Origin of the sequence: Collinsella sp. AF02-46-1 (assembly GCF_003465825.1) — a bacterium.
Taxonomy (GTDB): Bacteria; Actinomycetota; Coriobacteriia; order Coriobacteriales; family Coriobacteriaceae; genus Collinsella.
In genome coordinates this window covers 1-8,563 of record NZ_QSBV01000031.1, presented here as the reverse complement: position 1 = coordinate 8,563, position 8,563 = coordinate 1, and the positions used below count along the sequence as shown (strand labels likewise).

Here is an 8,563-nt window from a genome sequence, read left to right as displayed (position 1 = left end):
GCGCTGCATGAGCATGCCCTTCTGGCGCGAGGACCTCTAAGTCTTTCAGTTTCCGGTGCGGTTTCCCTACAACCGCACCGGTTTCGCCCGTCAAACGGGCAACACTAATACTTACGTAATTCATTTCTTCGAAAGGAAACGAACCATGGGTGTTAACCTCTCCGGCCGTAGCTTCCTCAAGCTCCTCGACCTCACCACCGAGGAGATTGAGTACCTGCTCAAGCTCTCCAAGAACTTCAAGGACATGAAGCGTGCTGGCGTTCCGCACCGCTATCTCGAGGGCAAGAACATCGTCCTGCTCTTCCAGAAGACCTCCACTCGTACCCGCTGCGCCTTCGAGGTCGGCGGCATGGACCTGGGCATGGGCGTTACCTACCTCGATCCCGGTTCGTCCCAGATGGGCAAGAAGGAGTCCATCGAGGACACCGCCCGCGTTCTCGGCCGCATGTATGACGGCATCGAGTTCCGCGGCTTTGCCCAGGACGACGTCGAGGAGCTCGCCGCTAAGTCCGGCGTGCCCGTGTGGAACGGCCTGACCACTGAGTGGCACCCCACCCAGATGCTCGCCGACATCCTGACCGTCCAGGAGAACTTCAACTACGACATCAAGGGCAAGACCCTCGTCTTCATGGGCGACTGCAAGAACAACGTCGCTCGCTCCCTCATGGTTGTCTGCTCCAAGCTCGGCATGAACTTCGTGGCCTGCGGCCCCGAGGAGTGCATGCCCGCCGATGACGTCATCGAGGCCTGCAAGCCCATCGCCGAGGCCAACGGCTGCACCATCAAGCTGACCACCGACGTCAAGGACGGCGTCACCGGTGCCGACGTTCTCTACACCGACGTTTGGGTCTCCATGGGCGAGCCCGACGAGGTCTGGGCCGAGCGCATCGCTCAGCTCACCCCGTATCGTGTTACCTCCGAGGTCATGGCTATGGCCAACCCGGGTGCCATCTTCCTGCACTGCCTGCCCAGCTTCCACGACACCAACACCACGATTGGCGCAGAGAAGTGCGAGCAGTTCGGCATCACCGAGCAGGAGGTCACCGACGAGGTCTTCGAGAGCCCCGCTTCCAAGGTCTTCGACGAGGCCGAGAACCGCATGCACACCATCAAGGCTGTCATGTACGCTACGCTCAAGTAAGAGCTTCTAGCATCTCGCTCGGGGTGCATTGCTGCGCACCCCGAGCGCTTTTGTCTGGTAAAAATCTCGCACTGAGCGACATGCACGGCACGGAAGAGCCGCTTCGGGCGAGATCAGTAAATGATTTATGAAGGGGGGATGAGAACTATGACTGAGACCGCTAAGAAAAAGCGCGGTATGCCTTCATCGTTCACCATTCTTCTTGCTCTGCTGGCAATCGTCGCGGTTGTTACCGTTATCGTCTCCGGTACGTCCGGTGGCGAGGTTACCGCTGCCCGCTTGAGCGATTTCTGCACCGCCCCGGTCAAGGGCTTCGCTGACGCTCTGCCCGTCTGCCTCTTCGTTATGATCCTCGGCGGCTTCCTCGGCATGATGACCGAGACCGGCGCCCTGGACAACGGCATTGCCGTTCTGGTGCAGAAGCTTAAGGGCAATGAGATCATGCTCATTCCCGTGCTGATGCTCATCTTCTCCCTCGGTGGTACCACCTATGGTATGTGCGAGGAGACCGTTCCCTTCTACGCCCTGCTCGCCGCTACCATGATGGCTGCTGGCTTCGACCCCATGGTCGGCGCTGCAACCGTCCTGCTCGGCGCTGGCTGCGGCTGCCTCGGCTCCACGGTTAACCCGTTTGCCGTCGGCGCTGCCGTCGACGCTCTGACCGGCGTTGGCATTGAGGTCAACCAGTCCATCATCATCGGCCTCGGTGCCGTCCTGTGGATTGTTACCACCGCCATGTCCATCTTCTTCGTCATGAGCTATGCCAAGAAGGTCAAGGCTGACAAGGGTTCCACCATCCTTTCGATGCAGGAGCTCAAGGACGCCGAAGAGGCTCACGGCAAGGCTGCTTCCGAGGTTAACAAGGAGGTCAAGCTCACCGGTCGTCAGAAGGGTGTTCTGATCGCCTTTGCCTTCACCTTCGTCGTCATGATCGTCGGCTTCATCCCGCTGGCCGACCTCAACGAGGGCGTCGCCAACTTCTTCGATGCTGGCGCTGTCTATGACGCCGACGGTAACGCCATCGTTCAGGGCTGGTCTGCCCTGATCACCGGCCTGCCCATTGGTCAGTGGTACTTCGACGAGGCTTCCACCTGGTTCTTCCTCATGGCTGTCCTGATCGGTATTATCGGCGGCCTGTCCGAGAAGCAGATCGTCAACACCTTCATCACCGGCGCTGCCGACATGATGTCCGTTGTCCTCGTCATCGCCCTCGCCCGTGGTATCTCCGTCCTCATGGCTAGCACCGGCCTCGACGTCTACGTCCTCGACGCTGCCGCCAATGCTCTGGCTGGCCTGTCCGGCGTGATCTTCGCTCCCATGAGCTTCCTGGTCTACTTCGGCCTGTCCTTCCTGATCCCCTCGACCTCCGGTATGGCTACTGTCTCCATGCCCATCATGGGACCGCTGGCTGTTAAGCTCGGCTTCTCGCCCGAGGTCATGGTCATGATCTTCTCCGCCGCCATCGGCGTCGTGAACCTGTTCACCCCGACCTCCGGCGCCATCATGGGCGGTCTTGCCCTGGCCAAGATCGAGTGGACGACCTGGCTCAAGTTTGCTCTTAAGCTCATCGTCGCTCTCTCCGTCGTCTGCGCCATCATCCTGACCGTTGCTTGCGTGATGCTCTAAGTACCCCTTGGGTACCCCACGGAAACCATGACGATCCTATAACGGATCACCTGGTCATCGTCTGTCCGGTGGGGTAACCCCACCGGTAGACTCCTACCTTTGGCCCCCTCCCGTTCCGTGCGCGGGAGGGGGCGCTCTTGTGTTCCGGCGTTTTACCAAACGCCGGAACCACTCGACGCTGCAAGCCCGCCAGAGCGGCAATCTGACGTTCAATCGTCGGGCATGGCCAAAAGGCCTATGCCCTCCTCTTTCACGTCACCTTGCTCGCCCTGGTGGGCTTTCGCTGACTTATGCTCAACCTGCGGCGCTGCCATTGTTGGCGCAGGGGGCGGCTTGCTCGCTCTGGCGCCTGTTCGCTGTCCGTTCTCTGCCCGCGACGTTTCTGCTGTTGGTGCAAAGGGGTCAGGTTAATTTGCGCCAAAAGGGGAAGTTGCGGTGGAATAGTTCCCGTTTGGCCGTCTTGAGGGGTTAAACAGGAGCTATTTCACCGCAACTTATCGATGGCGTGTTTGGTTGGTGCCTGTTGATGGTCTGGTTATCGGGGAGGGCGGGCTCCGTTATAATCGCGTAGGAACTTAATTTACGAAACGGGACGGGAGCCATACATGCGCCAGGGTTTCGACAACGCGAAGTATATCGAGCTGCAGGCTGCTCACATTAAGGAGCGCATCTCGCAGTTTGGTGGCAAGCTCTATTTGGAGTTTGGCGGTAAGCTGTTCGATGACTATCATGCGAGCCGCGTGCTACCGGGTTTTGAACCGGACAGCAAGTTCCGCATGCTCAAGAGCATCGCCGACGATGTCGAGGTTATCATCGCGATCAACGCGAACCACATCGAGAAAAACAAGGCTCGTGGTGACCTTGGTATTACCTATGACGAGGACGTTTTGCGTCTGGTCGACTTGTTCCGCGGCAACGGTTTCGCTGTCGCGGCGGTGGTCATCACCCAGTACGCCGGCCAGCCCGCCGCCGATGTGTTCCGCAATCGCCTGAACGCGCTCGGCATTCCCGCCAAGCTCCACTATCCCATCGAGGGCTATCCGCACGACGTCGACCTGATCGTGTCCGACGACGGCTATGGCAAGAACGAGTTTGTCGAGACCACCCGTCCGCTCGTCGTCGTGACGGCGCCCGGCCCTGGCTCGGGCAAGCTCGCCACTTGCCTCTCGCAGCTGTATCACGAGCATAAGCACGGTACCGCCGCCGGCTATGCCAAATTCGAGACCTTCCCGGTCTGGAATCTTCCTCTGACGCATCCGGTCAATATTGCCTACGAGGCCGCCACGGCTGACCTCGATGACGCCAACATCATCGATTCGTTCCACCTTGAGGCCTACAGCAAGACCACGGTCAACTACAACCGCGACGTCGAGGCCTTCCCGGTGGTCCGTGCCCTGATGGAAAAGATCCTGGGCAAGAGCCCCTACCAGAGCCCCACGGACATGGGCGTCAATATGGTCGGCTTTGCCATCACCGATGACGATGCCTGCCGCGACGCTTCCAAGATGGAGATCGTTCGCCGCTACTTTACCGCGGTCGAAAATGTGCGCCGTACCGGCGTGGGCGATGAGCAAGTCGACCGTCTCAAGATTATTATGAAGAAAGCCGGCATCGATAAGAACTACTCACCGGCGCGCTCGGCGGCCCTCACCAGGGAGCAGCTGACGGGTGGTCCCGTGGGTGCCATGGTCATGCCCGATGGCTCCGTGGTGACCGGTAAGACCTCCACGCGCCTGGGCGCCGCAAGTTCGCTCATTATGAACGCCCTCAAGCATGTCTCGGGCGTCGACCTTGAGCTCGAGGTCATTAGCGATGAGGCGATCGAGCCCATCAGCAAGCTCAAGACGCATTTCCTGGGCAGCAAAAACCCGCGCCTCCACACCGACGAGACGCTTATGGCGCTGTCGATCACCTCGGCCACGAGTGAGACGGCCGCTCGCGTCCTTTCGGGCCTGGAGCAGCTGCGCGGTTGCGATGCCTTCTTTAGCGTGATTATCTCGCCGACGGACGAGACGGTACTGCGCAAGTTGGGCATCAACGTGTGCTGCGAGCCCAAGTTTGAGCGCCGCGGTTTCTTCCATCGCTAAGTTTGAAGCACCGCGGTAATTGCATTGCATTTTGGCCGTATCGGGTTAGCGCCCGGTACGGCTTTTTGATCAATAAAGCGTCTATTTCGGCGAAAAATAGCTGTTTACCTGCCTAGAAACAATTTGAGCGGTATACAATAACCGTAACTGTTTCATCCTTAGCGGGATGCCGCATGATGGATATTACCTGCCATCGTGAGGTGTGTCGGTCGCGCACGGCGCGTTAGATGCTCGTGCTCGGTTTGAGGAGGCTGCTATGGCGGGCAAGGGTCGTGCGAGTGTCAACGATATGAAGCGTGTCGAGGTGCTGGTGTTGATGGAGATCGACCAGCAAACCGAAGACAATGGCGGGCCGTATGGTTTCTCGCGCAAAACGCTTGCCGAGCGCGTGGGGGTTTCGCCGTATCGTGCCCGCGCCGCAATCGATCGCTTGGATTCCGAAGGTATGATTGATGTCGTCTCGCGTTATAGCGACGACGGCGGTCAGCTTGCAAATGGCATTTGCCTCACCGAACGTGGTGAGTGGTATCTTGAGGGCGTCCGTACCGGCATGCTCGTTCAAGAAATGCTTGAGGACGAGGTTGCTGATCGATAGCAGCATGTAACCCTTGCCATAGCGACGCCGCCTGGGAAACCGGGCGGCGTTTTGTTTCAAGATTGAGAAATGCAATCGCACGCGAGAAAAATTGCGGACGGTCCGCGGCGCGAGTATTACAATGAAGACCCGTAAGATGTGGATAAACAACTTCTACGGGAAGCGCAGGTAACTCAATATGACCAAGCATGTGTTCGTAACCGGTGGCGTGGTTTCGTCCCTGGGCAAGGGTATCACCGCGGCCTCGCTGGGCCGTCTGCTCAAGTCGCGTGGCTACAAAGTAACGATGCAGAAGGCCGACCCGTATCTGAACGTCGACCCCGGTACCATGAGCCCGTTCCAGCATGGTGAGGTCTTTGTAACCGAGGATGGTTACGAGTCCGACCTGGACCTGGGTCATTACGAGCGCTTTATTGATGAGAACCTGACCCGCGATTCCAACTTTACGACCGGTGCCATCTACAAAAGCCTAATCGCCCGTGAACGTCGCGGCGACTTTTTGGGCGGTACCGTGCAGGTGATTCCCCACGTCACCAATGCCATTAAGGACAAGTTTCGCCGCATCGAGGAGCAGACCGGCTCCGATGTAGTCATCACCGAGCTGGGCGGCACGATCGGCGACATCGAGTCCCAACCGTTTGTCGAGGCCATCCGTCAGTACCGCAAGGAGGCCGGCCCCGAGAACGTCTGCTACATCCACGTGTCGCTCGTTCCCTATATCGCCGCCGCCCACGAGGTCAAGACCAAGCCCACGCAGCATTCCGTCAAGGAGCTCCGCAGCTTTGGCATCCAGCCCGATATCATCGTGCTGCGCTCCGACCACCATATCGATGACGCTATCCGCGGAAAGATCGCAAGCTTCTGCGACGTCGACACCGATTGCGTCTTTACCAACGAGGACTGCGCGAGCATTTACGATGTTCCGCAGCTGCTTGCCGAGCAGGACTTTGACCTGCGCATTTGCGAGCGCCTTGGTCTGGATCCGCGTGAGCGCGACATGAGCGAGTGGAACGAGTTCCTGCGCAAACAGAATCACGCCAACCATCACGCCGACAAGGTGAAGATCGCCGTCGTGGGTAAGTACACGCAGCTGCCCGATGCGTACCTGTCGGTTATCGAGGCCCTGCACCATGCGGGCGTCTTCTACGATCGCCATGTGGACGTCCAGCTGGTCGACGGCGAGAGCCTCGACGAGCAGAATGTCTCCGAGGTTCTGGGCGACGCCTCGGGCATCCTGGTTCCCGGCGGCTTTGGCAAGCGCGCCCTGGAGGGCAAGATCCTCGCGGCCGAGTTTGCCCGTGAGCACAAGATTCCGTATCTGGGCATTTGCCTGGGTATGCAGGTCGCCGTGTGCGAGTTCGCCCGCAATGTCGTTGGCCTTGCCGGTGCCAGCTCCTCCGAGTTTGATCCGGACGGTCCGTATAGCGTCATCGATCTGATGAGCTCGCAGGAGGACGTGACCGAGAAGGGCGGCACCATGCGCCTGGGCGCCTATCCGTGCAAGCTCGCCGCCGATACTCTTGCTCGCGAGGCATATGGCGAGGAACTCGTCTACGAGCGTCACCGTCACCGCTTTGAGTTCAACAACGCCTTCCGCGACCAGCTCGAGGACGCCGGTTTGGTTATCTCGGGTCTGTCGCCCGACGAGCGCCTGGTCGAGATGGTCGAGCTGCCGCGCGACGTGCATCCGTGGTATGTGGCAACCCAGGCTCACCCCGAGTTCAAGAGCCGCCCGACCAACCCGCAGCCGCTGTTCCGAGAGTTCGTGCGTGCCTCGATCGGCCAGCACGAGGGTGTCGACCGTCTGCAGGTGACGCCCATGAACCTCGCTACGGACTAAGGGTGCCGGCGAATAAGGAACATACCGAAGCTACTCCCTCGTCGCTCGCCGTGGCGGCGGGGGAGTATCTTGATTACCTCGCGGTCGAGCGGGGCTTGGCGCGCAACACGATTGTGGCCTATCGTCGTGACCTGACGACGTACTGCGCCTATCTGGAGCGGGCGGGTATTGTGTCTTTTGAAGAGGTGACCCGTCAGGTCGTGGAGGGCTTTGTCGCCGATCGCCGCGACGGAGGCTATTCCGACGCCTCGGTGGAGCGCGCGCTTGCTGCCGTGAAGGGCCTGCATGCCTTTTTGGTGCGCGATGGGGCCGTGGCCCAAAACCCGACGGCGGCGTTGCGCCTGCCTAAAAAGGCTGAGCGTTTGCCGGAGTATCTATCGGTGGAGGATGTCTCGGCGCTGCTCGATCAAGACTTTCCCGAGGGCGAGATGGGACTGCGCGACCATGCCATCTTGGAAGTGCTCTACGGATGCGGTTTGCGTGTGAGTGAGCTGGTTGGGCTCGATGTGGGCGATATCCATATTGACGATGGCTTTGTACTCGTTCGCGGTAAGGGCTCAAAGGAACGCCTGTCCCCACTGGTGGGAAGCGCGGCGCGAGCTCTGACGCTCTATGTAACTGAGGGACGTTCTCGCTTGGCGGCCCATGCCCGCGGAACCGAGACCTCGGCGGTCTTTTTAAATAAGAACGGACGTCGCCTGTCGCGCCAGGCCGTGCATGCGATATGCGAGCGGTATGGGCGTCAGGTGGGGCTGGTGGGGCTCCATCCCCATACCTTGCGCCACTCCTTTGCCACCCACATGCTCGCGGGCGGTGCCGACCTGCGTGTGCTGCAGGAGATTTTGGGCCATGCCGATATTTCGACCACGCAGGTCTACACGCATGTCGACCGAACGCAACTGACCGAGGTCTATCTGGCGGCGCATCCGCTAGCACATCGCTAGCACCTCGCTGACCTGCATATTTATAAATACTAAAGGGGCCGGGCCCCAGATTGCTGAGACGCACTTTTGCGCGCATGGGCAATCTGGGGCTCGTCCCATTTTTCGCTAGACACCGACGCGGCGGTGGGCCGTGTGTACCGTGGGTGGGGGAGTTTGGGGGCGATGTGAACAGCGTGTAAAGGGACGTAAAAATCGCCTCAAGGTCAACTTGAAGGTTGAGGTTCGCGGGCGTGGTTCTACAGGTGGCATCCCGCCTTTGCTGCAAACACAACATATTGTGTTTTCGAACATATGCTCGGGGGTGTTTTACAACATATTGGGGGTGGAATG

At 59.5% G+C, this 8,563-nt stretch carries 6 protein-coding genes; all 6 read left to right on the top strand.

The features are described from left to right. Positions 1-145: 145 nt before the first annotated feature. The 6 genes from argF to xerD all read left to right on the top strand — a co-directional run bounded on the left by argF (position 146) and on the right by xerD (position 8,233). Positions 146-1,141 carry an ornithine carbamoyltransferase gene (gene argF, locus DWV20_RS09490; RefSeq protein ID WP_117584234.1) on the top strand — a complete coding sequence of 332 codons (996 nt, stop codon included), beginning with the start codon at positions 146-148 and terminating at the stop codon, positions 1,139-1,141. Positions 1,142-1,279: 138 nt separating this feature from the next. After that, positions 1,280-2,767, top strand: coding sequence for a YfcC family protein (locus DWV20_RS09485; RefSeq protein WP_369831528.1), 1,488 nt, complete (start codon positions 1,280-1,282; stop codon positions 2,765-2,767). A gap of 605 nt (positions 2,768-3,372) precedes the next feature. Continuing rightward, positions 3,373-4,854: a DUF1846 domain-containing protein gene (locus DWV20_RS09480; RefSeq protein ID WP_118238445.1), complete on the top strand. Its 1,482-nt coding sequence runs from the start codon at positions 3,373-3,375 to the stop codon at positions 4,852-4,854. A gap of 256 nt (positions 4,855-5,110) precedes the next feature. Then, positions 5,111-5,449 (top strand): hypothetical protein, encoded by a 339-nt coding sequence (locus DWV20_RS09475; RefSeq protein WP_040358312.1) that lies wholly within the window; start codon positions 5,111-5,113, stop codon positions 5,447-5,449. 178 nt (positions 5,450-5,627) lie between these two features. Beyond that, positions 5,628-7,289, top strand: coding sequence for a CTP synthase (locus tag DWV20_RS09470; protein ID WP_006234274.1), 1,662 nt, complete (start codon positions 5,628-5,630; stop codon positions 7,287-7,289). A 2-nt stretch (positions 7,290-7,291) separates the two neighbouring features. Continuing rightward, positions 7,292-8,233 (top strand): site-specific tyrosine recombinase XerD, encoded by a 942-nt coding sequence (xerD, locus tag DWV20_RS09465; RefSeq protein ID WP_195232072.1) that lies wholly within the window; start codon positions 7,292-7,294, stop codon positions 8,231-8,233. Positions 8,234-8,563: the final 330 nt, after the last annotated feature.

Excerpts from the sequence above, each read along its gene's own strand:
- argF (WP_117584234.1), top strand. The coding sequence starts at position 146 with ATGGGTGTTAACCTCTCCGGCCGTAGCTTCCTCAAGCTCCTCGACCTC.
- DWV20_RS09485 (WP_369831528.1), top strand. The coding sequence starts at position 1,280 with ATGAGAACTATGACTGAGACCGCTAAGAAAAAGCGCGGTATGCCTTCA.
- DWV20_RS09480 (WP_118238445.1), top strand. The coding sequence starts at position 3,373 with ATGCGCCAGGGTTTCGACAACGCGAAGTATATCGAGCTGCAGGCTGCT.
- DWV20_RS09475 (WP_040358312.1), top strand. The coding sequence starts at position 5,111 with ATGGCGGGCAAGGGTCGTGCGAGTGTCAACGATATGAAGCGTGTCGAG.
- DWV20_RS09470 (WP_006234274.1), top strand. The coding sequence starts at position 5,628 with ATGACCAAGCATGTGTTCGTAACCGGTGGCGTGGTTTCGTCCCTGGGC.